25 protein-coding genes are annotated in these 24,154 nt (G+C 66.6%); 13 read left to right on the plus strand and 12 right to left on the minus strand.

Annotated elements, in window-relative coordinates; translation table 11 throughout:
* The 4 genes from QTH97_RS28820 to QTH97_RS28835 all read right to left on the minus strand — a co-directional run.
* A partial coding sequence (locus tag QTH97_RS28820; RefSeq protein ID WP_444813480.1) for an acetyl-coenzyme A synthetase N-terminal domain-containing protein occupies positions 1–245 on the minus strand: 245 nt, incomplete at its 3' end.
* A 51-nt stretch (positions 246–296) separates the two neighbouring features.
* The gene (locus tag QTH97_RS28825; RefSeq protein ID WP_286571994.1) at positions 297–1,043 is read right to left on the minus strand and encodes a response regulator transcription factor; all 747 of its coding nucleotides are present in this window, start codon (positions 1,041–1,043) and stop codon (positions 297–299) included.
* Positions 1,040–3,010 carry a hybrid sensor histidine kinase/response regulator gene (locus QTH97_RS28830; protein WP_286571995.1) on the minus strand — a complete coding sequence of 657 codons (1,971 nt, stop codon included), beginning with the start codon at positions 3,008–3,010 and terminating at the stop codon, positions 1,040–1,042. The genes QTH97_RS28825 and QTH97_RS28830 overlap by 4 nt, the downstream gene beginning before the upstream one ends.
* A gap of 90 nt (positions 3,011–3,100) precedes the next feature.
* Positions 3,101–4,831 carry an OPT/YSL family transporter gene (locus tag QTH97_RS28835; protein ID WP_286571996.1) on the minus strand — a complete coding sequence of 577 codons (1,731 nt, stop codon included), beginning with the start codon at positions 4,829–4,831 and terminating at the stop codon, positions 3,101–3,103.
* A gap of 70 nt (positions 4,832–4,901) precedes the next feature.
* On the opposite strand from QTH97_RS28835, the gene QTH97_RS28840 reads away from it, so the two are divergent.
* Genes QTH97_RS28840 through QTH97_RS28850 form a run of 3 tightly spaced genes read left to right on the plus strand, consistent with a single transcriptional unit; the run spans position 4,902 to position 8,380 of the window.
* On the plus strand, positions 4,902–6,029 hold the full coding sequence (locus QTH97_RS28840) for a 3-deoxy-7-phosphoheptulonate synthase (protein WP_286571997.1): 1,128 nt from the start codon (positions 4,902–4,904) through the stop codon (positions 6,027–6,029).
* 26 nt (positions 6,030–6,055) lie between these two features.
* On the plus strand, positions 6,056–6,862 hold the full coding sequence (locus tag QTH97_RS28845) for an alpha/beta fold hydrolase (RefSeq protein ID WP_286571998.1): 807 nt from the start codon (positions 6,056–6,058) through the stop codon (positions 6,860–6,862).
* On the plus strand, positions 6,863–8,380 hold the full coding sequence (locus QTH97_RS28850; protein ID WP_286571999.1) for a sensor histidine kinase: 1,518 nt from the start codon (positions 6,863–6,865) through the stop codon (positions 8,378–8,380).
* Between the two features lie 14 nt (positions 8,381–8,394).
* Here the strand turns inward: QTH97_RS28850 and QTH97_RS28855 are convergent, their stop codons facing one another.
* Together QTH97_RS28855 and QTH97_RS28860 are read right to left on the minus strand one after the other, a co-directional pair.
* Complete coding sequence (locus QTH97_RS28855) at positions 8,395–8,841, minus strand: SRPBCC family protein (protein WP_286572000.1); 447 nt, start codon at positions 8,839–8,841, stop codon at positions 8,395–8,397.
* A 106-nt stretch (positions 8,842–8,947) separates the two neighbouring features.
* Positions 8,948–9,370 carry a hypothetical protein gene (locus tag QTH97_RS28860; protein ID WP_286572001.1) on the minus strand — a complete coding sequence of 141 codons (423 nt, stop codon included), beginning with the start codon at positions 9,368–9,370 and terminating at the stop codon, positions 8,948–8,950.
* 74 nt (positions 9,371–9,444) lie between these two features.
* On the opposite strand from QTH97_RS28860, the gene QTH97_RS28865 reads away from it, so the two are divergent.
* On the plus strand, positions 9,445–11,037 hold the full coding sequence (locus QTH97_RS28865) for a M20/M25/M40 family metallo-hydrolase (protein ID WP_444813481.1): 1,593 nt from the start codon (positions 9,445–9,447) through the stop codon (positions 11,035–11,037).
* Between the two features lie 8 nt (positions 11,038–11,045).
* Here QTH97_RS28865 and QTH97_RS28870 read toward each other — a convergent pair whose 3' ends face one another.
* The 3 genes from QTH97_RS28870 to QTH97_RS28880 all read right to left on the minus strand — a co-directional run bounded on the left by QTH97_RS28870 (position 11,046) and on the right by QTH97_RS28880 (position 12,137).
* Positions 11,046–11,510, minus strand: coding sequence for a hypothetical protein (locus tag QTH97_RS28870; RefSeq protein ID WP_286572002.1), 465 nt, complete (start codon positions 11,508–11,510; stop codon positions 11,046–11,048).
* A 20-nt stretch (positions 11,511–11,530) separates the two neighbouring features.
* Positions 11,531–11,722, minus strand: coding sequence for a hypothetical protein (locus tag QTH97_RS28875; protein WP_286572003.1), 192 nt, complete (start codon positions 11,720–11,722; stop codon positions 11,531–11,533).
* A 73-nt stretch (positions 11,723–11,795) separates the two neighbouring features.
* Entirely contained in the window at positions 11,796–12,137 is a 342-nt protein-coding gene (locus QTH97_RS28880; protein ID WP_286572004.1) for a hypothetical protein, read from the minus strand.
* 279 nt (positions 12,138–12,416) lie between these two features.
* Here QTH97_RS28880 and QTH97_RS28885 point away from each other — a divergent pair, with 279 nt between their 5' ends.
* Positions 12,417–13,907: a DUF1254 domain-containing protein gene (locus QTH97_RS28885; RefSeq protein ID WP_286572005.1), complete on the plus strand. Its 1,491-nt coding sequence runs from the start codon at positions 12,417–12,419 to the stop codon at positions 13,905–13,907.
* An 11-nt stretch (positions 13,908–13,918) separates the two neighbouring features.
* On the opposite strand, the gene QTH97_RS28890 is transcribed toward QTH97_RS28885, so the two are convergent.
* From QTH97_RS28890 to QTH97_RS28900, 3 genes are all read right to left on the minus strand, one after another.
* Positions 13,919–14,149 carry a hypothetical protein gene (locus QTH97_RS28890; RefSeq protein ID WP_286572006.1) on the minus strand — a complete coding sequence of 77 codons (231 nt, stop codon included), beginning with the start codon at positions 14,147–14,149 and terminating at the stop codon, positions 13,919–13,921.
* 107 nt (positions 14,150–14,256) lie between these two features.
* A complete protein-coding gene (gene katG, locus QTH97_RS28895; RefSeq protein WP_286572008.1) occupies positions 14,257–16,437 on the minus strand; it encodes a catalase/peroxidase HPI in 2,181 nt (726 codons plus the stop codon).
* Between the two features lie 411 nt (positions 16,438–16,848).
* Positions 16,849–17,451, minus strand: coding sequence for a phenylacetic acid degradation protein PaaY (locus QTH97_RS28900; RefSeq protein WP_286572009.1), 603 nt, complete (start codon positions 17,449–17,451; stop codon positions 16,849–16,851).
* Positions 17,452–17,621: 170 nt separating this feature from the next.
* Between QTH97_RS28900 and paaG the strand changes: the two genes are divergently transcribed.
* The 8 genes from paaG (at position 17,622) to paaE (ending at position 24,151) form a co-directional block, all read left to right on the plus strand.
* Positions 17,622–18,422 carry a 2-(1,2-epoxy-1,2-dihydrophenyl)acetyl-CoA isomerase PaaG gene (paaG, locus tag QTH97_RS28905; RefSeq protein WP_286572010.1) on the plus strand — a complete coding sequence of 267 codons (801 nt, stop codon included), beginning with the start codon at positions 17,622–17,624 and terminating at the stop codon, positions 18,420–18,422.
* 6 nt (positions 18,423–18,428) lie between these two features.
* Positions 18,429–18,878, plus strand: coding sequence for a hydroxyphenylacetyl-CoA thioesterase PaaI (gene paaI, locus QTH97_RS28910; RefSeq protein ID WP_286572011.1), 450 nt, complete (start codon positions 18,429–18,431; stop codon positions 18,876–18,878).
* 21 nt (positions 18,879–18,899) lie between these two features.
* Positions 18,900–20,219: a phenylacetate--CoA ligase PaaK gene (gene paaK / locus QTH97_RS28915; protein ID WP_286572012.1), complete on the plus strand. Its 1,320-nt coding sequence runs from the start codon at positions 18,900–18,902 to the stop codon at positions 20,217–20,219.
* A 24-nt stretch (positions 20,220–20,243) separates the two neighbouring features.
* Complete coding sequence (paaA, locus tag QTH97_RS28920; RefSeq protein WP_286572013.1) at positions 20,244–21,254, plus strand: 1,2-phenylacetyl-CoA epoxidase subunit PaaA; 1,011 nt, start codon at positions 20,244–20,246, stop codon at positions 21,252–21,254.
* A 10-nt stretch (positions 21,255–21,264) separates the two neighbouring features.
* Positions 21,265–21,570 (plus strand): 1,2-phenylacetyl-CoA epoxidase subunit PaaB, encoded by a 306-nt coding sequence (gene paaB, locus QTH97_RS28925; protein ID WP_286572015.1) that lies wholly within the window; start codon positions 21,265–21,267, stop codon positions 21,568–21,570.
* Between the two features lie 10 nt (positions 21,571–21,580).
* Entirely contained in the window at positions 21,581–22,354 is a 774-nt protein-coding gene (gene paaC, locus QTH97_RS28930; RefSeq protein WP_286572016.1) for a 1,2-phenylacetyl-CoA epoxidase subunit PaaC, read from the plus strand.
* Complete coding sequence (gene paaD, locus QTH97_RS28935; RefSeq protein WP_286572017.1) at positions 22,351–22,872, plus strand: 1,2-phenylacetyl-CoA epoxidase subunit PaaD; 522 nt, start codon at positions 22,351–22,353, stop codon at positions 22,870–22,872. Before paaC ends, paaD begins: the two co-directional genes overlap by 4 nt.
* A gap of 193 nt (positions 22,873–23,065) precedes the next feature.
* Positions 23,066–24,151: a 1,2-phenylacetyl-CoA epoxidase subunit PaaE gene (gene paaE / locus QTH97_RS28940; protein WP_286572018.1), complete on the plus strand. Its 1,086-nt coding sequence runs from the start codon at positions 23,066–23,068 to the stop codon at positions 24,149–24,151.
* Positions 24,152–24,154 lie beyond the last annotated feature (3 nt).

The following is a 24,154-nucleotide window of genomic DNA, read 5'->3' on the forward strand; positions in this document are numbered from 1 at the left end:
GACTTCGTGAAGGGGGTCTTCCAGCTCACGAACTCGCGGGCCAGCCGCGCCCAGTAGGCGCCAGGATCGGCCTCGGCCTCGGCCACCAGCGCCTGATAGGCCGCCATGCCGCTGATGTGGGCGCCGTTCATGACGGCGTCCGGTGCCGGGTAAAAGACTGCTTCTTCCTGCATGGACATGTCTCCGGGATGGTGTCGACATGATTCTTGACCGACGCATTCCGCGCTGGGGACGCATGCAAACATTCGTCACATTGCGCGTACGACGCGGGGCGAAGCGGATGCCAGCCTCCCATCTCAATCCCAGGTGACGGCCGCGGCGAACATGTAGCCCGCACCATAGACCGTCTTGATGATGACCGGGTCGTGCGGGTCGGTCTCGATCTTGCGACGCAGGCGTGAAATGCGCACATCGATGCTGCGGTCGGTCGGCAGCAGGTCCCGCGCTCCCGTCAACTGCTCGCGCGTGAGGATCTGGTGCGGCCGCTCGACGAAGCAGCGCAGCACCTGCGTCTCGGCAGTGCCCAGCAGGTGCTCCTCGCCATCCGGCGCGCGCAGGATGTTGGTCGCACAGTCGATGCGCCAGCCCAGGAACGATGCATAGCGCCGTTGCCGCACGCCGGTCGGCCCGTTCGCGGCCATGCGCCGCCGCAGGATGCTGCGCACCCGTGCGACCAGCTCCCGCGATTCGAAAGGCTTGGTCATGTAGTCGTCGCCGCCGAGCTCGAGGCCCATCACGCGATCGGCCGTGTGGCCGCGGCCGGTGAGGATCAGCACGCCGGCGCTGCAGTGCGCCGTGATGCGGCGCATCAGGTCGATGCCGTCCATGTCCGGAAGGCCGAGATCGACGATGCACAAGTCAGGCTTCTCGGTCTGCATGCGGCGCAACGCCGCGGCGCCGGTCTGGAAGCCTTCGGCCGTGAATCCGAATTCGTTCAGCGCGTTCAGCACGAGCTTCGTCACGGCCGGGTCGTCTTCGACCAAGAAGATCAGTGACCGCGGTGCACTCTCGTCCAGCGGGGGGCGCGTCGTGTGCGTGTTCATGCGTGCGCTGCCTCGATCGCGGTCGCCAGCTGGGCAGCCGTGAAGGGCTTGCTCAACCACGGCACCCCGGGCACCGACCACTCTTCGGCGACGTCGCCGCTCATCAGCACCACGGCTCGCGCGAGATGCAGTTGCCGTGCCGTGCGCGCCACCTCCTTGCCATCGACGCCACCCGGCATGGAAACATCCGACAGCAGGAGTGCGATGTCGGGTGTTTGCCTGAGCAGGGCCAGCGCCTCGGCGCCATCGCCGGCTTCGAGCACCGCGTAGCCCAGACCCAGCAGGTCGCGACGCACGACATGACGCACTTGCGCGTCGTCGTCCACGAGCAGCGCGAGTCCGCGCTGGCCCGACGCCGCCGGCTGGGCCGCGGCAATGGATCGGCCATCGGCGGCGCCTGCGGCCGCAGGCAGCCACAGCGAGATGGTGGTGCCGCGTCCCGGGGCGCTCCGAACGTCGATCGCGCCGCCCGACTGCTTGATGAAGCCGTAGACCATCGCCATGCCGAGGCCAGTGCCGCTGCCCGGCTGCTTGGTGGTGAAGAAAGGCTCGAACATGTGCGCCAGCGTGTGCTCGTCCATGCCGGCGCCGTCGTCCTGCACGTCGATGCGAACGCAGTCGCCAGGCGAGGTCTGCAGCGTTGCGGCCGTATCGGCATCGAGCGAGGCCGGGCACGCGCGCAGCCTGATGCAGCCTTCCGAGGCGATGGCGTCGCGCGCATTGAGGATCAGGTTGATGAGCGCCTGCTCGAACTGGCCGACGTCGATCCAGGTGCTGAGCGCATGCGCGTCGGAACCGGTGGCGTCGACGGCAAGCCGGATTCGTTCCGGCAGGGAATGCCTGAGCAGGCTTTCGACCGAGTGGAGCACGCTCACGACACCGACGGCATGGGCTTGCAGCGGCCGGCGGCGCGCAAAGTGCATGAGCCCTTCCACCAGGCGCGCCCCGTGACGCGCGGCATCGAGCGCCGGCTGGATGTATTCGGGCACGAGCGCATCGTTCGGCCGTGCTTCCTTCAACGCTGCGAGATTCCCGATCACGACCGTCAGGATGTTGTTGAAGTCGTGCGCCAGGCCGCCGGTCAGATGGCCCAACGCCTCCAGCTTCTGGGCTCGCACGATGAGCTCCTGTGAACGTCTTTGCTCGGTGATATCGAAAGTGAATTCGAAGCAGCCGGCCACCGTGCCGTCGCCGGCGCGCTCGGGGACCAGCGAGGTTCGCACCGTCCGCCGCTCGCCGGTGTGAATGCCCAACTCGTACTCGAAGCTCACCGATTCACCCGCCACCGCCCGCATCACGTTCGGCTTGACCAGTGCATAGACCTCTTCGCCCAGGAAGGCCCTCGCGCTGACGCCCTCGGGGCGCGAGGTATCGACTCGAAACCAGTCGTGGTAGACACGGTTGAGATAGCCATAGACGCGGCGCCGGTCGAAATAGGCCACCAACGCCGGGATCGAGTCCATCACCAGCCGCACGCGCTGCTCGCTGCTCACGAGTTCGGCCGTACGGGCCGCCACACGGTTTTCGAGATCGGCATTCTGTTCGCGGATGGTGCGCTCGGCGCCGCGCTGCGCGGTGACGTCGGAATAGAGCGTCACGAACCCATGGCCGGGCAAGGGCTCTCCGTGGATGTGCAGGACGCGGCCATCGGGACGGGTGCGCTCGATGTCATGCGGTTCGAAAGTGCGCGCGGCGGCCACGCGCTCGGCCACCAGCGCCTCCGGATCGCCCGGACCGTACTCGCCGCGCCGCGCGTTGTATCGGATGAATGTCTCGAAGGGCGTGCCGAGGTGCGCCATGCCTTCCGGAAAATCGAGCAGCCGCTCGTAGGCTCGATTCCATGCCACGAGCCGAAGGTCGGCATCGAAGATCGACAGTCCCTGGTCGAGCAGGTCCAGCCCCGCCTGGAGGGTCTGGTACCGACCCAGTGGGGCTGTTGCCAAGGCGGCAATGGAGTTGTCTCTCAAGGTGTCTCCCCCGGCCGGCGTCAGTGCCCGGGCCCTCGCACTTTACAGCCCGGGCACGGTGAATGGCTCGCTTTGCGAGTGCGGGTTGACCTAGGTCAACACCGCCAGCAGGCTGGCCACGCCGATCGCCACCGCCGCCAGCGCATCGCCCGCGATCAACCCTCCGCCGAACAGCGACGCACTGCTCATGTCCTCGGGCACATCGCGCCGTGCGGGCGCGCGCGCCGCCCACCAACTGCCTGCGACTCCCCCCGCGCCGAGCCACAGCGAGGTGGGCAGGTTGACGAAGCCGCCGAAGGACAGCGCATAGGGCGAAGGCAGCACGATGGCATCGAGCACGAAACCGCGCGGGCGTACCCACTTGCGCAGTAGCTCGATGCCCAGGCCCGCCGCTATGCCCAGGCCGATGGCGGTTCGCTGGAACGGCAGGTCGTCGGTCAGGCTGCGCAGCACGCCCACGAACTTGTAGGTCATGGCCGAACTCCATTCGGCCGGCTGCTGGTCGGCCTTCAGCACCGTCTGGTCCAGCAGCAGCACCGAGTAGGCCGCCATGAACAGCCGCGCGAAGACCACCGCCAGCACAGCGCCCACGACGATGCCCAGCACCTGGTAGCGGAACTGCATTGCGCGTGGGGTGCCGAGCCGCCAGCCGGTGGAGCGGTCCTGCTGCATGTCGCAGGCCACGCTGGTCGCCACCAGCAGTACCGCGCCGGCCATCAGGCCCACGCCGGGGTCGCGCAGGCCCAGGGCGGCGAGGATGACGATCGTCACGACGAAAGCGGAGGAGATCGGATTGGAGTCGCTGACTCCCACCGAGATGCCGTTGACCAGCGCGAAGAGAAAGACCAGCGCCACCGCGACCGCGAGGTAGAAGACGGGCTGCCCCATCAGCCAATGGCCGCAGGCCACCGTGGCCGCCGCCCAGAAGAGCACCCACCCCACGAGGCGCATGCTGTTGACGCGGCGCCAGTCGTCGGCGACCGGCGGTGGTTCGTTCTGCGCAGCCCGCCGCCGCGCGCGCGGCAGGGCACGCGCGAAGATCAGCGCCATGTCGACCAGCGCCGCGCCCATGATCGTTCCCAGGGCGATGAGGAACATGATCTTGCGCGGCGGGTCGCCGGCCTGGAGCCAGCCGATCGAGACGAATGTCGGCTGCAGTGCCACGCCGACCAGGCCCCCCATTACCGCCGGGATGCCGATGCGCGCACCGACGATGAGTCCCGCGCCGAAGGTGGACGCGGACAGCCCGATGGCGCCCAGCAGCGGCAGGCGGGCGGCGGCCAGCCCCGCGATCAATCCGACGGTGACGCCGCCCCCAAGCTGCCGCACCGAGCGCCGCAAGAGCAGGGGATCGGTCAGCGCCCGCAGGATGTTGGCAACCGCCAGTCCGGAAGGAAATGCCAGGCGCATGCGGTCCACCAGCACCGGCGTGTAGAGCATGCCCACGCCGACGCCGAACATGCCGACACAGGCGAGGTACAGCGCCATGTGCCAGGCCGGTGGCTGCGGCAGGCCCATCCACGCCATGGCCTGGAGCAGCACGCCCATCCCGCTCATGCTGGCCACCGAGGCGGCGGCGGTCTGGATGTAGTTGGCGCCGTGGCGCCCGTCCGCGCCATAGCCCGCGGTGACGGCGGAGCCGAGGAGGCCCGCCAGCACCTGCCCGCCCACGAAGAAGCCGAGCGAGAAGTTCATGTAGGCCGCCGTCACGCCGGCCAACGGACCCAGGACGAACATGCCCATGCCCGCCAGGAGCAGGTGGTAGCGCCAACTGCCCTCGACGGGCAACCCGCGCCAGCGGCGGCCTTGGTGTGGATCCATGGGCAGGGATGATCTCGCACTCTGGCGCCGCTGATGGAGAATGGTGGGTTTCTCCAAAGACACGCACGACATGCCGAAGCTCGACGACCCCCTTCACGACGCCGAGATCGGCTCTCGGGACAGCACGATCGACACCACCCGCATCGACGACGTCCGCATCGGCGCGGTTCGCCCGCTGATGACGCCGGCGCTCCTGCAGGAGAGGGTTCCGGTCCTGGACAACACGCTCGCGCTCGTGGAGCAGAGCCGCGCGGCGATCGCCGACATCCTCCATGGTCGCGACGACCGGCTGATCGTCGTGGTGGGGCCCTGCTCCATCCATGACCACGACCAGGCCATCGAATACGCCCACCGGCTGAAGAAGGTGGCCGACGATCTCGAAGACGACCTCCTGATCGTCATGCGCACCTATTTCGAGAAGCCGCGCACGACGGTGGGATGGAAGGGCTACATCAACGATCCGCACCTCGACGGCAGCTTCGCGATCAACGAAGGCCTCGAACGCGCGCGTCGCCTGCTGCTGGAACTCACATTGCTGGGCCTCCCGACGGGCACCGAGTTTCTCGACCTGCTGAGTCCCCAGTTCATCGCCGACCTGATTGCCTGGGGCGCCATCGGCGCACGCACCACCGAGAGCCAGAGCCATCGCCAGCTCGCCTCGGGGCTCAGTTGCCCGGTGGGCTTCAAGAACGGGACCGACGGCAGCATCAAGGTGGCTGCGGATGCCATCCTCGCCGCGCGGGCTCCGCACGCCTTCATGGGCATGACCAAGATGGGAATGGCGGCGATCTTCGAGACCCGCGGCAACGACGACTGCCACGTGATCCTTCGCGGCGGAAAAGCGCCGAACTATTCGGCCGACGACGTGGCGGCGAGTTGCGCGGCCCTGCGCGCCAATGGCCTGGCTGAGCAGGTCATGATCGACGTCTCGCACGGCAACAGCAGCAAGCAGCACCATCGGCAGATCGCCGTGGCGCACGACGTGGCGGAGCAGATCGCCGCGGGCGACGCGCGAATCACCGGCGTCATGATCGAAAGCCATCTGGAGGAGGGCCGGCAGGACCTGATCCCCGGCGTGCCGCCCCGGCACGGCGTCTCGATCACGGATGCCTGCATCAGCTTCGCGCAGACGGTCCCTGTGCTGGACGACCTGGCGAGTGCGGTGAGCCGGCGGCGCAAGAGCCGTCCCGGCGCCTGAACCGGAAGCAGTCGAAGGAGCCATGCATGTCGGTCGGGAAGCGCAACAACGTCAAGGTCCTCGGGGAAGGCCCGGCCACGATGGTCTTCTCGCACGGCTTCGGCTGCGATCAGAACATGTGGCGCTTCCTGGCGCCCCAGTACGCGGAGCGCTTCAGGACGGTGACCTTCGACCTGGTGGGTGCCGGTCGATCCGACCTGGGTGCCTATGACCCGGTCAAGTACAACCGCCTGTCCGGCTACGCGGAGGACGTGCTGGAAATCGTCGGCGAATTCGCGCAGGGCCCCGTCATCTTCGTCGGGCACTCCGTGAGCGCCATGATCGGACTGCTGGCCGGAATTCGTGCGCCGGAACGCTTCGCCGGCCACGTGATGGTCGGTCCGTCGCCCTGCTACATCAACGATGGCGAGTACGTCGGCGGCTTCACCCGCGAGGACATCGATTCGCTGCTGGACACGCTCGAATCCAATTACCTGGGTTGGGCGAGCAGCATGGCGCCCGCCATCATGGGCGCGCCGGAACAACCCGAGCTCGGGGTGGAGCTCACCCAGAGCTTCTGCCGGACCGACCCGGACATCGCCAGGCAATTCGCGCGGGTCACCTTCCTGTCGGACAACCGACCGGACGTTTCCAGGCTCGATGCGCCGACCCTCGTGATCCAGTCCAGCGACGACCTCATCGCGCCCGTGGCGGTGGGCGACTACCTGCAGCGCACGCTGCCGAACTGCATGCTTCGCGTGGTGGACAACGTGGGCCATTGCCCGCACCTGAGCGCGCCCTGCGCGAGCGGGGACGCCATGGACGAGTTTCTCGCAACGCTGGGCCATCGATGAATGCAGGAAGACATTCCCAAGCTCCCCGATGCCGAGAAGCTCCTTGACGAATTTCCGACGGGCCTGCTCGTCACCAGCCTCACCGGAACGATCCTGAAAGTCAACGCCACGTTCTGCACGTGGCTGGGCATGGAGCGCGAAGAGCTGGTCGGAAAGAAGCGCCTGCAGGAACTCTTCACGATGGGCGGGCGCATCTTCCACCAGACCCATTGGCTGCCGACCCTGCAGATGCAGGGCTCGCTGTCGGAGGTGAAGCTCGACGTGCGCCACCGCGATGGACACACCCTTCCGATGATGCTCAATGCCATCCGCCGCATCACGGCGGCCGGCAGCTATGACGTGATCTCGATGGTGGTCGCCGAAGAGCGCAACAAGTACGAGCGGGAGCTTCTTCTCGCCCGCAAGCGCGCGGACGAACTGGTGGTCAAGGAGCGCGAGGTGCAGGCCACCCTGCAGGTCACCCAGGCGCGGCTTCGCCAGGCCTTGCGGCTTGGCAATCTCTTTCTCTGGGACGTCGATACCGCGACGGGCACTCGCCGCTACGAGGACGATGTGGCGCGGCTGCTCGGATTCGCTTCGCCGCGGCCGGTCGACGACGCGCTGTACGCTGCAGCGGTCGAACCCGCGGACAGGGACGGCGAGCGACGGGCCATGGACTGCGCCCTCGGCCGGACCGAAGAGGTCTCGAACTGCACCTACCGGCTCAACGGCGTCGACGGGATGCAGCGAACCGTCGTTTCATCGGGGCATGGCTTCTACAACGAAGACGGCACGCTGGCCTACTTCGTCGGCGTTCTGAGCGACATCACCGAGGCAACGCTCGAACGCGCCAGGGCGCGGGACCGGGCACTGTTCGCCGAGCAGATGGTCGGCATCGTGAGCCATGACCTGCGAAACCCGCTGTCCGCGATTCTCACGGGCGCCAAGGTTCTCGCGCACGGGGAGACCGCTCCAGCCAGGCTGCGCGTGCTCGGCCATGTCACGAACTCCGCGACGCGAGCGCATCGCCTCATCGAGGAGTTGCTGGATTTCACGCTCGCGCGCGTGGGCCGCGGTCTTACCGTCTCGCCCGCAGTCCTGGACCTGCACGCATTGGTCGCAGGCATCGTGGACGAACTGAGACTGGCCTTTCCCGGACGCACCATCGTTCACCATGCAGAAGGCGAACGGGAATGCACCGCAGATGCGGACCGCGTGGCCCAGCTTCTCGGGAACCTGGTGGGCAATGCCATGGCCTACGGCGAGCCAGGAAGCGTGGTCACCGTGCAGTCCAAGCGCGAGGCGCAGAGGGCCAGCCTGTCCGTTCACAACTGGGGCGAGCCCATCCCGCAGGACATGCAGGCTTCGCTCTTCGAGCCGATGGTGCGCGGCGACCCCGGGGAGGGCGCCGGGCGAAGTGTCGGGCTGGGCCTGTTCATCGTGCGCGCGATCGCGCTGGCGCACCACGGCGACGTCAGAGTGAGTTCATCGCGCGCCGCCGGTACGACCTTCAGCTTCGACTTCCCGGCGGACGGGTGACGCGCCGCCCCGGGTCAGCCCGGAATGTCCGGCTCCACCAACTGGGCCAGCGCCACAAGCGACTCCTGCCAGCCCAGGTAGCACATCTCGGTCGGGATCACATCGGGAATGCCTTCCTGCACGACGGACATTTCCGTGCCGCAGGACACCGGGGTGAGCGTCACGGTCGTCTTCATGGTGCCCGGCAGGTTGGGGTCGTCGAAGGCCGCGTCGTAGGCAACGCGCTGCCCGGGGACGAGCTCCAGGTACTTCCCGCCGAACGAGTGGCTGTGGCCGGTGCCGAAGTTGGTGAAGGACATGCGCCAGGCGCCCCCGACCACGGGCTCCATGCTGTGGACCTTGCCGGTGAATCCGAACGGCGGCAGCCAGCGCTCGAAAGCACCGGGTTCGACGAAGGCACGGTAGAGCCGGTCCGGCGGGGCGCGCAGCACGCGGTGCAGGCGGACGGTGTTGGTAGCCATGTTGTTACTCCTGAAGTGCAGAGGACGGCCCTCTGCTTGAGACGACGAACGAGCCTGCGGGAAATCGACATGCCGCAAGACAGGGGAAAACCCCAGGCGGCACCTGCTACCGGCTCATGGCGATCAGGCTCCAGACGATCGCCGCGAGTTGGGCGATGTTGATCAGGATCGCAGTGATGTGCGTTCTGCGGAATCCTGGAATCGCATCCATGTAGTTGGACTGGATCTGCGCTCCAAGCGCGTCCATCTTGGGAATGACCTTCTTGCGCAGGACGATGGCAATCAACGCCAGCGCAGCGGCACCCGCCGCGAGCCCCGGGTGGCCCGCGATCGCATAGCTCACCGCCGTCGCGGTCGCAGTGATGAACGCGGCGACGTAGTAGATGTTGAAGAAGCCCCGCACGAAGCGCGCGTCCAGCGGCGTGTCGTGCTTCAGGATCAGAAGCGGAATCGATCCCATGATGAAGTAGGCCGTCGTGACGAGGAGTGCAACCGTGAAGGCCAGGGCGGCAAACATGCTAGCGGGCATCTTGATCTTCCTTCAGGCCGTACGCTCCATCTGGACGGCTCCAGCCGGCATTCTGCCTTCGATGCCGACCCTGGATGGCTGGCCTGAGCCCCGGGGAGCGCGTGCTATCTTCCTCGGCCATGAACCGCTCGATCCGCCACCTCTCCCTCGTTGCGTCGCTGCTCGTCGGCGCCGCCTGCCCCTCCCTCCATGCCGCCGAACTCTCGCCGGCCGCGGCGACTCAGTACGCGCAGGCCACCTTCCGCGACTACTTCGAACTGCTGGCGCTGCCCAACGACGCCATCGTGCCGGCCGACATCCGAAAGAACGTCGAGTGGCTCGAAGCGGCCTTCCGCAAGCGCGGCTTCAGCACGACGCAGTTGGCCAACGACGGCAAGCCCATGCTCTTTGCGGAGCTGCCCGGCAGCGACCCGGCGCGCAAGACCGTGCTCTTCTACATGCACCTGGACGGCCAGCCGGTCATCCCTGAGCAGTGGGCACAGAAGAGTCCCTGGGTGCCCGTGCTCAAGCGCAAGACGGCCAAGGGCGATTGGGAAGAGATCGACTCGGCGCAGCTCTTCAGCGGCCCGGTCGATCCCGAATGGCGTGTGTTCGGACGCTCCTCGGCCGACGACAAGGCGCCGATCATGATGTTCCTGGCTGCCATCGACGCGCTGAAGGCGAGTGGCGACAAGCTCGGAGTCAACGTCAAGGTCGTACTCGACAGCGAGGAGGAAAAAGGCTCGCCCTCGATCGGCAAGGTCATGCTCGCGCACCGCGACCTGTTGCGCAGCGACGCGATCGTGATCCACGACGGCCCCATGCACGCGACCAACCGGCCCACGCTGATCTTCGGCAACCGCGGCGCGGCCATGGCGCGGATCACGGTGTACGGCGCCAAGGTGTCGCTGCACAGCGGCCACTACGGCAACTACTCGCCGAACCCGGCGCAGCGCCTGGCCACACTGCTTGCTTCGATGAAGGACGACACCGGCCGGGTCTCGGTCCCGGGCTACTACGACCATGTGAAGCTCGGCGATGCGGAGCGCAAGATCATGGCCGCCGTGCCGGACGACGAAGCGGCGCTGAAGAAGCGCCTCGGTATCGCGCGCACGGATCAGGTCGGTGCCAACTACCAGGAGGCCATGCAGTACCCCTCGCTCAACGTCCGCGGCATGTCCTCGGCGGCGGTGGGCGACAAGGCAGCGAACATCGTCCCCGACCAGGCGGTGGCGGAACTCGACCTGCGCACCACGCCCGATTCGAACGCGGCCTACCTCGGCAAGCTGGTCGAGGCCCACATCCAGAAGCAGGGCTATCACCTCGTCAGGGGCACGCCCACCGACGAAGACCGCAGCCGCTACGAGAAGCTCGCCAGCTTCGCCATGCAGACCGAAGGAGGCGATGCGGCCGGCACCCCGATGGATTCAGCCGTCGGCCAGTGGGCCTATGCGGCGATGGTCGACACCTTCGGCGCCAAACCTGAACCGGTGCGCATCCGCATGATGGGCGGCACCGTGCCCACGGCCGAGATCGTCGGGGCACTGCAGGTTCCGTTCGCGATCGTGCCGCTGGTGAATGCCGACAACAACCAGCATGCAAGCAACGAGAACATGCGCATGGGCAACTACGTGGATGGCGTGCGGACCATCTACAGCCTGATCACCCATCCGTTCACGGCGCGCTGAAGTCTCGCCTACCGATGGGGATCGACGGCAAAGGCGGCAACGATGGGCGCCGCCGCCTCGAGGAATTCGAAGTCGGGATCTGACAGCGCGACCGGCGCGAAATCGAAGTGGCAGACGACGCCCCACGAATGACCGCTGGGCGCCACGAGCGCGGTGCCGTGGTACGAAAACAGAATCCCGTCGTACGCGTGCCCTGCCAGTCGCGGGTCCTTGGACGAATCGTCCGTGCGGAAAGGCGCGCCCGGCTGGACGAATTGCGCGAGGCTCTTGTTCAGCGGCACCGCCGTCAAGAAGGGTGGCAGCCTCTTTCCCAGAGCGTCGTGGAGACCGACGTTCTTCAGGATGAGACCGGCGTAACGGTAGACCCCCGTGAAGCGGTGGGGAACCCCGTCGTTCAGGAAGGCTAGCCCCCCTGCAAGACCCTTCGTCTCAAGGGTCCGCGAGAAGGCATCCAAGGGCGGGACCGAGGCCATGTGTCACACGCGGGCCGCGCCTAACCGCACTTTGGCGCGCAGACGAGGTGGTTCTTGCCGAGGAAGCGCTTCGAAGTCATTGCCGTGCGAAGCACGAACTTGCCGCACTTGAAGCACGACATCATGGATTCAGCGCGTGGCGTGGTGATGATGGAGCCTGGCGCCTTCTTGAGGTAGCGCAGACCATCCTGGGTGAGTTGAGTGTCGGCCATAGGGGGCTACATTTTACCCGGGAACAATTCGATACATGCGGAGGGCGTTGATTTCCCCCAATCGGCGAGACCCTTACGGCTTCGCTGGGGCGATGGCCTTGGCGGCCCGCCGATAGGTCCAGACCATCGCGGCGAGGCCGGCGAACGCGCCGATGGCCGCGGCAATCGCAGCCGCGAACAGCAACCCCGACACGCTCTCGTCCGCCGCGAGCACTGCCAGCACCATCGTTGCGGCCCAGAGACCGCCCCATCGGAGGATGTACATGTCCATGTAGGTCTTGAGCCAGATGTTGTTCCTGTGCCGGATCGCCTCGGCTTCCCTTGGCGAAGCATCTGGCGGCACCTGCTCCAGCAAGCTGGTGGGCGACCAGAAGCGTTTCCAGATCGAGGGTGGGTGGGCCGGCGGCGAGGTCATCGGGGCCGAGATTATCCCGTCGCGGACGTCGATCGAATCCTGCCCGCCTTTCTCGGTGCTGACGGTGACCGGAATGCAAGCAGGCTACGTGGCATCACGTACAGGGCTGCGTGCCTCTACCTGCAGCGGCACGAGTTTGTTGCGATTGTCGGGTCGAAGACCGGCTCCTACGATCGTTTGACGCCGTGCACTCCAGAGCCCCGGGCAGACATGAAGAACCCGCGGAGCGAAGACTGCATCGCGGCTGAACCATCCTTGTCAACGGAAGAGGAAATCGCCATGGATTCAAACGAAACGCGCCGGAGCCTGTGCATAGCCATGACCCTGGGCGCATTGGGCGGCGTGGGGGTCGCTCGCGCGGCCGAAGGCCTGATGCTCGACCTCAAGGAGGGTGTCGAAGACAGCGTCGATAGCCTCAAGGGCGACATCAAGGCGCGGCAGGCGCGCGACCTCGCGATCGACGCCTACGTCTATGCCTATCCGCTGGTCACGATGGAACTGACCCGGCGCACCTTCGTCAACACTGTGGAGCCCGACGCGACCAAGGCGCCGATGGGCCAGTTCCTCAAGCTGCGCGGCTATCCGGCGGTGGACAACCATGCGGTGACTGCGCCCAATGCCGACACGCTCTACACCATCCTCTGGCTGGATGTGACGAAGGACCCCTGGGTCGTCTCCACGCCCGACATGAAGGGCCGCTACTTCCTGCTGCCGATGCTGGACGGCTGGACCAACGTCTTCGATGTTCCCGGCAAGCGCACCACCGGCACCGGCGCACAGAAGTTCGCCATCACGGGGCCCGGCTGGAAGGGGAGCCTGCCGCCGGGCGTCAAGCAGTACAAGTCGCCCACCGGCATGGTGTGGATGCTCGGGCGCATCTACTGCACCGGAACGCCCGAAGACTACGCGGAGGTCCATGCGCTGCAGGACCAGATGAAGGCGGTGCCGCTGTCGTCCTACGGCAAGCCGTTCACGCCGCCGCCCGGCACGGTCGACCCGAACATCGACAGCAAGACCGCGGTGCGCGAACAGGTCGACGCGATGGATGCCGCAAGCTATTTCGCGCTCTTCGCGCAGCTGCTCAAGACCAACCCGCCGGCCGCGGCCGACGCACCGATGGTCGCCAAGCTCGCGAAGATCGGCATCGTGCCGGGCAAGGACTTCGACGCCTCCAAGCTCAGCCCCGCGGTCAGCAAGGGCCTCGCCGAAGCGCCCAAGCCGGCGCAGGCGAAGATCATGGGCTGGATGAAGAAGGGCCTGATCGCCGGCGACCTGAAGCTCAAGAACGGCTGGACGTTCACCACCAAGACAGGCCTCTACGGGACCAACTACATCCAGCGCGCACTCATTACCGCCATCGGCCTGGGCGCCAACCGGCCTCAGGACGCGGTCTATCCCACGTCCACCGGGCCGGACATCCTGCAGAAGTACGACGGCTCCAAGAAGTACGTGATGCACTTCCCGAAGGGAGAGATGCCGCCGGTCAATGGTTTCTGGTCACTGACGATGTATGACACGGGCTACTTCTTCGTGCCGAATCCGATCAACCGCTACACCGTCAGCCAGCGCAACAAGCTCAGGCCCAACGCGGACGGCTCGATTGACCTCTACATCCAGCACGAGTCGCCGGGGCCAGACAAGGAAGAGAACTGGCTGCCCGCGCCGAAAGACGGCTTCATCCTGATGATGCGTCTCTACTGGCCGAAGGACACCCCGCCCTCGCTGCTCGACGGCAGCTGGACCGTTCCGCGGGCCAAGGCAGTGGGCTGAGTCCGCGGGGGCTAGATCAACGTCCGCAATCGTCGCTGGGCGCGGTCGAGTCCGACGACCAGGCGGTTCTCGATGCTCTCCGCCTCCGTGATTCGCTCGTCGAGCCATGCTGCATCCGCGCATCCCGCTTGGGACATCTTCTGCATCATGACGCCGATGAGGGCGTTCTGATCCGTGATCAACCCGTCCCAGAGGTCGATATCCGCCTGGGCGCCTTGTATTTCTACGTAGCTGGCCGTCATCGTTGTCTCCTGCGCGCTTGGCTGCATAGGCCTGGCGGCGTCAAGTTGCAAACAGGCAGGAGGCCAACGTTCGTTGGCCTCCTGCGGGGTCCAGTGGCGAGGATCGTCTACGCCAGGTCGAACCGCCCAAGGTTCATCACCTTGGTCCATGCCGCGACAAAGTCCTTGACGAACTTCTCCTGCGCGTCCGAACTGCCGTAGACCTCGGCGACGGCACGCAGGACCGAATTGGAGCCGATGGCCAGGTCCACGCGCGTCGCGCTGCCCTTGCGCTCGTTCGTCTTGCGGTCGACTCCCTCGTACAGGTTGTTCTCGCCGGACACGGGCTTCCAGGTCGTGTTCAGGTCGAGCAGGCGCACGAAGAACTCGTTGGTCAACGTGTGTTCCTTCTGGCTGAAGATGCCGTGCTTGGTGGCACCGACGTTGGCGCCCAGCGCGCGCAAGCCGCCCACCAGCACAGTCATCTCGGGCGCCGTCAGCGTCAGCAGCTGGGCCTTGTCGATCAGCAGCGCGTCGGCGGGAATCGCATAGTCCTTCTTCAGGTAGTTGCGGAAGCCGTCGGCCACGGGTTCGAGCACCTTCATGGCTTCCACGTCGGTTTGCTCCTGCGACGCATCCATGCGGCCGGGGGTGAAGGGCACCGTCACGTTGTGACCTGCGTTCTTGGCGCCCTGCTCGACGGCGGCGCAGCCGGCCAGCACGATCAGGTCGGCCATCGAGACCTTCTTGCCGCCGGTTTGCGCCTTGTTGAACTCGCCCTGGATGCCTTCCAGCGTCTGGAGCACCTTGGCCAGCTTCGCGGGCTCGTTGACTTCCCAGTCCTTCTGGGGCGCCAGCCGGACGCGGCCGCCATCGGTGCCGCCGCGCATGTCGGAGCCCCGGTAGGTGGCGGCCGAGGCCCAGCCCGTCAGCACGAGGTCGGAGACCGACAGGCCCGAGCCCAGGATCTTGGCCTTGAGAGCCGCAGCGTCCTTGTCGTCGATCAGGGGATGATCGACCTTCGGGATCGGGTCCTGCCAGATCAGCTCTTCCTTCGGCACTTCCGGGCCGAGGTAGCGCGCGCGCGGACCCATGTCGCGATGCGTGAGCTTGAACCACGCGCGCGAGAAGGCGTCGGCGAACTGCTCGGGGTGCTCGAGGAAGCGCCGCGAGATCTTCTCGTAGGCCGGGTCGAAGCGCAGCGAGAGGTCGGTGGTCAGCATGGTCGGCACGCGCTTCTTCGACTGATCGTGCGCATGCGGAATGTCGGCCGGTGCGTTCTTGGCCTGCCACTGTCCAGCGCCGGCCGGGCTCTTGACCGGCTCCCATTCGAACTTGAACAGGTTCTCGAAGAACAGGTTGGTCCACTTCGTCGGCTGCTGGGTCCAGGTGACTTCCAGGCCACTGCTGATGGCGTCGCCCGCTATGCCACTGGCATGGGTGCTCTTCCAGCCCATCCCCATTTCTTCCAGGTCATTCGCTTCAGGCACTGACCCGACGAGGTCCGCCGGACCGGCGCCGTGGGTCTTGCCAAAGGTGTGGCCGCCGGCGATCAAGGCAACGGTTTCCTCGTCGTTCATCGCCATGCGGGCGAAAGTCTCGCGGATGTCCCGAGCCGCCGAGACCGGATCGCCGTTGCCGTTCGGACCTTCGGGGTTGACATAGATCAGGCCCATCTGCACGGCCGCGAGCGGGTTCTCCAGGTCGCGGTCACCGGTGTACCTCTTGTCTTCGAGCCACGTCGTCTCGTTGCCCCAGTAGACGTCCTGGTCGGGTTCCCACGTGTCCGGGCGGCCGCCGGCGAAGCCGAAGGTCTTGAAGCCCATGGACTCCAGGGCCACGTTGCCGGTCAGGATCATGAGGTCGGCCCACGAGATCTTGCGGCCGTACTTCTGCTTGATCGGCCACAACAGACGCCGAGCCTTGTCGAGGTTCACGTTGTCGGGCCAGCTGTTGAGGGGCGCAAAGCGTTGCTGGCCCCGTCCGCCGCCGCCACGCCCGTCGCCGGTGCGGTAGGTGCCGGCGCTGTGCCAGGCCATGCGGATGAACAGAGGCCCGTAGTGGCCGAAGTCCGCCGGCCACCAGTCCTGGGAGTCCGTCATCAGCGCACGCAGATCGTTCTTCAGCGACTGGTAGTCGAGGCTCTTGAACTCCTTCGCGTAGTCGAAGTCCTTGCCCATCGGATCGGACTTGGAGGAATGCTGGTGAAGCAGATCCACCCGCAACTGGTTGGGCCACCAGTGGTGATTGGCGGTGCCGCGGCCCACCGCATGGTGGACAGGGCACTTGGCTTCAGGATTCTGGGTCATCGGGGTCTCCAGTTCATTGGTTGGGAACTGTGCATTCTGGTGCTGCACGCACGAATGGGGCAAATGCTTTGTCTATGACGGCCATAGTGCATTCCCACGATGACGGGTCTCCGTGTCGCGACCGTGGCAGACATGGCGAATGCCTGTAACTTGATGTTGCGTCGCTTCACGAATGGATGAGCGGGCCTCCCCCGCGTCGACGTCACGCGGCGGCGGGTGCAGGTCATCGGGATGGCGGACGAAGCGCGGGGCGCCTTCATCCATAAACGCTTCCCCCGGCGGTGAGCAAGGACGAGCGCCTCTACAGCCGCGTCGAGCTGAACGCCTTGGTGACCGTGCTCAACACGGAATTCGAGCGCCGCACCCGGACGAGCCAAGCGCTCGTTGCTTCGATGCGAGCGCTTGTCGGCGTCACCCCCGCTTCGTCGCAATCAACGGCTTCACATCCGGCGCCTGCACCCGCGGGCGATCCGGCTCGATCTCTGCCAGCGGCTCCACCTTCTTCATGCTCCCCAGGCTGCGCCGCGTGAGGTCGTGGTACGTGCGCGTGCCTTCCAGCTTCCACGCCACTTCCTGATCGGTCAGTTCGCGCATCACCTTGGCCGGCATGCCGGCCGCGAGCGAGCGCGCGGGGATCTTCTTGCCCGCAGGCACGAAGGCGCAGGCCGCAACGATCGCCGCTTCGCCGATCTCGGCGTCGTCCATGACGACCGCATTCATGCCCACCAGCGCATTGCGTCGCACGATGCAGCTGTGCAGCACGGCGCCGTGGCCGATGTGGCCGTTTTCCTCGACCACCGTGTCGTGCGCGGGAAAGCCGTGCACGACGCAGGTGTCCTGCAGGTTGGAGCCGCGCTCCAGCACGATGCGCCCGAAATCGCCGCGCAGCACGGCACACGGCCCGACGTAGCAGTCCGGGCCGACGATGACGTCGCCGATCAGCACGGCCTCGGGATGCACAAAGGCGCTCGGGTCGATGACCGGCACCACCCCTTCGATGGAATAGCAAGGCACGGTTGTCTCCGTTGTCAGATGAGTGATTGAGTGTGCGCCAAGGGTTTACCCCAGCGAAAGAGGACTTGCGTCCTGTCGAAGTCGATCCTAAGATAAACCGACCGGTCGGTCAACAATACAAACAACCCGCATCGACACGGCAGCTCCCATCCCCACACTGGAGACACAGCTTGTCCGACTCACTCGTTCTCGCCTCCCGAGAAGGCCCGGTTCTGACCCTCACGCTGAATCGGCCCGCCGCGCTCAATAGCTTCACCGGCGCCATGCATGAAGAGCTTCGCGCCGCGCTCGACGCCGCCGCGGCCAGCGGGGAGGTGCGCTGCATCGTCCTGACGGGCGCCGGGCGCGGCTTCTGCGCGGGCCAGGATCTGGCCGACCCGATGGTCGCGCCTTCGCCCGCCGGCGAGCCGCCGAAAGACCTGGGGCGCACGATCGAGTTGCTCTACAAGCCTCTCGTGCAGCGGCTGCGCTCGATGCCCGTTCCGGTGATCGCGGCCGTCAACGGCGTCGCTGCCGGCGCGGGCGCGAACCTCGCGCTCAACTGCGACCTCGTGCTGGCCGGCCAGTCGGCGAGCTTCATCCAGGCCTTCGCCAAGATCGGCCTCATTCCCGACACGGGCGGCACATGGCTGCTGCCTCGCATCGTCGGCCGCGCGCGCGCCATGGGCCTTGCGATGCTGGGAGACAAGCTCTCCGCCGCCGAGGCCGAACGCTTCGGCCTGATCTGGAAATGCGTGGAGGACGCAGCCCTGGCCGATGAAGCCAGCAAGCTCGCCCAGCGCCTTGCCGCGATGCCAGTGAAGGCACTCGCCGCCACGCGCCACGCGATCGACGGTGCGCAGCACCTCACGCTCGACCAGGCCCTTGACGAAGAAGCCACGGTGCAGGCCGAACTCGGCCGCGCGCACGACTACCTCGAAGGCGTCGCGGCCTTCTCCGCCAAGCGCGCACCGACCTTCACCGACCGCTGAACCGCCATGTCCGCACTTCCTTCCGAACGCACGCCCCAGGAGACCGCCGAGATGGTCCGCGAACGCATGTACGCCAACGATCGCGCCGTACAGGGCCTGGGCATGGATGTCGTCGAGGTCTCGCCGGGCCACGCCACCGTGACCATGCGGGTCCGCGACAACATGCTCAACGGCCACGAGATCTGCCACGGCGGATTTCTCGCAACGCTCGCGGACACCGCTTTCGCGTACGCCTGCAACTCGTACAACGAACTCACCGTGGCCTCGGGCTTCTCGATCGACCTGATCGCGCCCGCGCGCCATGGCGACGCGCTGACCGCGCGCAGCTTCGAGGTGTCGAAGGCCGGCCGCACCGGCGTGTACGACACGGAGATCACCAACCAGCGGGGCGAGCGCGTGGCCATGTTTCGCGGCCGCTCCTACACCATCAAAGGCAAGCCGGCCGTGGCCGAGTGAGCGCCCCGAGGAGACACCCACATGCCCAAGAAGCAACCCGCCCCCGGCGAACTCGACGCCATTGAAACCGCCAGCCGCGACGAGGTGCAGGCCCTGCAACTGCAACGCCTGCGCTGGAGCCTGAAGCACGCCTACGACAACGTGCCGCACTATCGCAAGGCCTTCGACGAAAAGGGTGTGCACCCTGACGACCTCAAGCAGTTGAGCGATCTCGCGAAGTTCCCCTTCACGACGAAGAAGGACCTGCGCGACAACTATCCCTTCGGCCTCTTCGCGGTGCCGCGCGAGCAGGTGGTGCGCGTCCACGCATCCTCCGGCACCACGGGCAAGCCCACCGTCGTCGGCTACACGAAGAACGACATCGACACCTGGGCATCGCTAGTGGCGCGCTCCATTCGCGCTGCGGGTGGACGTGCGGGCGACATCGTGCATGTGTCGTATGGGTACGGCCTTTTCACTGGCGGCCTGGGCGCGCACTACGGCGCCGAGCGCCTCGGATGCACGGTGATCCCGATGTCGGGCGGCCAGACCGAGAAGCAGGTGCAGCTCATCCGCGACTTCAAGCCCGACATCATCATGGTCACGCCCAGCTACATGCAGGTGATCATCGAGGAGTTCGTGCGGCAGGGCCTCGATCCGCGCGAAAGCTCGCTCAAGGTCGGCATCTTCGGCGCCGAGCCTTGGACCGAGGCGATGCGACACGAGATCGAAGGCAAGGCCGGCATCGACGCGGTCGACATCTACGGCCTCTCCGAGGTGATGGGCCCCGGCGTCGCGAGCGAATGCATCGAGACCAAGGACGGCCCCGTGGTGTGGGAAGACCACTTCTACCCCGAGATCATCGACCCCGAGACGGGCGAAGTGCTGCCCGACGGCTCGGAAGGTGAACTGGTCTTCACCTCGCTCAGCAAGGAAGCGCTGCCCATCATCCGCTACCGCACGCGCGACCTCACGCGCCTGTTGCCGCCCACCGCGCGATCCTTCCGCCGCATGGGCAAGATCGTCGGCCGCTCCGACGACATGCTCATCATCCGCGGCGTCAACGTGTTCCCGACGCAGATCGAGGAGATCGTGCTGCAGCACGCCAAGCTGTCGGGCCAGTACCAGATCAATGTGAGCCGCGACGGGCTGCTCGACACCGTCGAGGTGCGCTGCGAGTTGCAGCCGCTCGCGGCGCCGGGCACCAGCGCCGACGAAGTGCGCGAGATCACGCAATGGCTGCAGCAGCGCATCAAGACGCTGGTGGGCATCACGACGAGCGTGACCGTGCTCACACCTGATTCCATAGAACGCACGCTGACCGGCAAGGCCCGGCGTGTGATCGACCAGCGACCGAGATAAGGCCCCGAGCCTGAAAGGAACACCATGTACACGCAAGCCATGGACACGATGGGCAAGGACGACGGCAGCAAGAAGGCCGTGCGCTCCGCCGAGGAAATGCAGCTCGAGGAGCGCTTCGACGCCCGCATCGATGCAGGCGATTTCATCGAGGCCAAGGACTGGATGCCCGAGCATTACCGCAAGACGCTGGTGCGGCAGATCAGCCAGCACGCGCACTCCGAGATCGTCGGCATGCTGCCCGAGGGCAACTGGATCACCCGTGCGCCCACGCTCAAGCGCAAGGCGATCCTGCTCGCCAAGGTGCAGGACGAGGCAGGGCACGGGCTCTATCTCTATTCGGCGGCAGAGACGCTGGGCACTTCGCGCGACCAGATGGTCGATGCGCTGCACACGGGCCGCGCCAAGTACAGCTCGATCTTCAACTACCCGACGCTGAGCTGGGCCGACATGGGCACCATCGGCTGGCTGGTCGACGGCGCGGCAATCATGAACCAGGTGCCGATCTGCCGCTGCTCCTACGCACCGTATGCGCGCGCCATGATCCGCATCTGCCGCGAAGAGAGCTTTCACCAGCGCCAGGGCTTCGAGGCGCTGCTCACGATGATGCAGCAGGGCACCGACGCGCAGAAGGCGATGGTGCAGGACGCGGTCAACCGCTGGTGGTGGCCGTCGATCATGATGTTTGGTCCGCCGGACGACCAGTCGCCCAACTCGGCGCAGTCGATGCGCTGGGGCATCAAGCGCTTCTCCAACGATGACCTGCGCGCCAAGTTCATCGACGCCGCCGTCGACCAGGCCAAGGTGCTCGGCGTGACCCTGCCCGACCCCGATCTCAAGTGGAACGAGGAGCGCCAGCACCACGACCACGGGCCGATCGACTGGGCCGAGTTCTGGCGCGTCGTCGGTGGCGACGGCCCCTGCAACCGTGAACGCCTCGGCGCCCGCGTCAAGGCGTGGGACGACGGCGCCTGGGTGCGCGAAGCCGCGCTCGCCCACGCCGCCAAGCGCGCCGCCCCTCAACCCATTGCCGCCTAGGAACACATTCATGAGCCACCCCGATCCAGCCCTCGCCGCCGAATGGCCCCTGTGGGAAGTCTTCGTGCGCAGCAAGTCCGGCCTCGACCACAAGCATTGCGGCAGCCTGCATGCCGCCGATCCGAAGATGGCCATCCAGATGGCACGCGACGTCTACACGCGCCGCCAGGAAGGCACCAGCGTGTGGGTCGTCCGCTCGGACCAGATCGTCGCGAGCGACCCGGCCGACAAGGACATGTATTTCGACCCGATGGAAGACAAGGTCTACCGCCATCCCACCTTCTACCGGCTGCCTGGCTCGGTGGACCACATGTGAGGTGGCAGTGATGCAAGGTTCCATTGCCATCGACCAGAGCCCGGGCGTGCAGTATCTGCTGCGCATCGGCGACACCTGCCTGATCCTCGGCCAGCGCATCGCCGAGTGGTCCGGTCATGCGCCCATCCTCGAAGAAGACATCGCCATGTCCAACATGGCGCTCGACCTCATCGGCCAGGCCCGCGCCGTGCTCACGCACGCGGGCCAGCTCGAAGGGAAGGGCCACGACGAGGACCAGCTCGCCTTCCTGCGCGACGAGAAGGACTACCGCAATCTCACGCTGGTGGAGCTGCCGCGCGGCGACTTCGCTTTCACGGTGCTGCGCAATGCGATGGTCGCGACCTGGATGAAGCTGCTGTGGGAGCGCCTGCGCGATTCCGGCGACGCGGAGCTGGCCGGCATCGCCGGCAAGGCGATCAAGGAGGCGCGCTACCACCAGCAGCACGCGGCCGACTGGGTCGTGCGCCTGGGCGACGGCACGGACGAATCCCGTCAGCGCATCGAGAAGGCGTTGCGCGAGTTGTGGCTCTACGTGCCCGAGCTTTTCGAATCCGACGCGGTGGACGATGCGGCGCAGGCGCAGGGCCTGGGTCCGCGCTGGGCCGATTTGCGCGAGCCCTGGCTGGCGGAGATGGACACCATCCTCGATGAAGCGACGCTGAGCCGTCCCGACGAGACGGCCTTCCGCAGCACCGGCAAGCGCGGCGTGCACACCGAGCACATGGGCTACATCCTGGCCGAGATGCAGCACCTGCAGCGCGCGTTCCCCGGAGGCGTGTGGTGAGCGCACTTGCCGCCTTCGCCACCGCGCGCTGCGAGCAGGCGTGGGACGTGCTCGGCACCGTGCTTGACCCGGAAGTGCCGGCGCTGTCGGTGCGCGACCTCGGCATCGTGCGCGATGTGATCGACCACGGCGAAGCGCTGGAGATCGTGCTGACGCCCACGTACTCGGGCTGCCCCGCGACGGAAGTGATCGAGCACGACGTGCTGGCCGCCATCGCGAAGGCCGACCTCGGCCCCGCCCACGTCACCCTGCGCCGCGCGCCCGCGTGGACGACCGACTGGATCAGCGCCGACGGCCGCCGCAAGCTCTCCGAGTACGGCATCGCGCCGCCCGGACCGGCCGCACCCGATGGCGCCGTGCCCATCCGCTTTTTCGGTCGCAAGGCCGATGCCATCGCCTGCCCGCGCTGCGGCAGCCTGCACACGGAGCGCCTCTCGGCTTTCGGCTCCACCGCCTGCAAGGCCATGTACCGCTGCATCAGCTGCCGCGAACCTTTCGAGCACTTCAAGCCACTATGAACCATACCCCCAGGCTTGCCCACTTCGTGTGGCCGCCCACCCCCTTGCAGGGTGTTTCCCGAGGGGAGCCCCGCGAAGCGGACGCTCCCGTTCGGGAGCTGCCGTGGAACCGGCTTGGCCGGGCCGCAGGCTGCGCCTCCGGCAGGGGGTGGGCGGCTACGCGAAGCGAGCAAGCCTGGGGGGGAGAAAAAATATGAGCGTCATGTTTCATCCCCTGCAAGTTCGTGCTGTCGAGCCCGACACGGACGAGGCCGTCATCGTCTCCTTCGACGTGCCCACCGAGCTGCGCGATGTCTTCGGTTTCACCCAGGGCCAGTACCTCACCCTGCGCAAGGACATCGACGGCCAGGACCTGCGCCGCTCGTATTCGATCTGCGCCGGTGTCGACGATGGCGAGCTGCGCGTCGGCGTGCGCAAGGTCAAGGGCGGCACCTTCTCGAACTGGATCAACGAGAAGCTCCAGCCCGGCGACACCGTCAACGTGATGGCGCCGCAGGGCCGCTTCTTCGTGCCGATCGAGCCGCACTCGCGCCGGCAGCACGTCGGCATCGTCGGCGGCAGCGGTATCACGCCGATCCTGTCGATCATGAAGACCGTGCTGGCGCGCGAGCCGCACTCGCGCTTCACGCTGATCTATGCCAACCGCAAGCTGCAATCCACGATGTTCAAGGAAGAACTCGAGGACCTGAAGAACCGCTACATGACACGGCTCGTGCTGCACCATGTGTTCTCGGGCGAGCCGACCGACGCACCGCTCAACATGGGCCGCATGAACCGCGAGAAGCTCGGCGAGTTCCTGTCGAGCGTGGTGCCCGCGGCCAACATCGACCACGTCTACATCTGCGGCCCCTTCCAGATGAACGACGAAGCCGAGGCCGCGCTGCTCGCCGCCGGCGTGCCGGAGGAGCGCATCCACATCGAACGCTTCGGCGTTGCCGCGCCCGAAGGCGCGCCGGTGGGCGCCGTCATCCACGAGGCCCGGCCCGGCGATGCCGAGCTGGCGAAGATCGTCATCATCCGTGACGGCCTGCAGCGCGAGATCGAGTTTCGCAAGGACCAGCCGAGCATCCTCGACTGCGCCTCGGCGGCCGGCATGGAAGTGCCGTTCTCGTGCACCTCCGGCGTGTGCGGCACCTGCCGCGCAAAGCTCGTCGAAGGCAAGGTGCGAATGGAGCGAAACTTCGCGCTCGACAAGAACGAGGTCGCAGCCGGCTTCGTTCTCACCTGCCAGGCCCACCCGCTGACCGAGCGCGTGGTGCTCTCGTTCGACGAACGCTAGCAA

Source organism: Variovorax gracilis, from assembly GCF_030317115.1.
Taxonomy (GTDB): domain Bacteria; phylum Pseudomonadota; class Gammaproteobacteria; order Burkholderiales; family Burkholderiaceae_C; genus Variovorax; species Variovorax gracilis.